At 43.6% G+C, this 234-nt stretch carries 1 pseudogene; it reads left to right on the top strand.

Annotated elements, in window-relative coordinates:
* Positions 1-189, top strand: a pseudogene (locus P6709_RS20360) (hypothetical protein); the annotation flags it as partial.
* Positions 190-234: the final 45 nt, after the last annotated feature.

A 234-nucleotide genomic window follows, 5' to 3' on the forward strand; every position in this document is an offset into this window, starting at 1 on the left:
GCAGCTGAGCTGAAGCACGGAAAAATTCCTATGGTGGAAAAAGAGCTTTTAGATTTAGAGCAGGAAGGACTTTACGCAGCTTCAGCTGGTTCTTATCAAATCCTTGGAGCATCGGGCTGTTCCTGTACTGTTATTCCCGAATATAATGCAGTAGCTGTTAGTATTTGCTGCAAATTCACCACCAGCTGACTAACGCTTTAAATACGGCTTCAATCATATGGTGCGTATTGTGGC

The sequence above is a fragment of the Jeotgalibacillus sp. ET6 genome (assembly GCF_029667115.1).
Lineage (GTDB): Bacteria > Bacillota > Bacilli > Bacillales > Jeotgalibacillaceae > Jeotgalibacillus.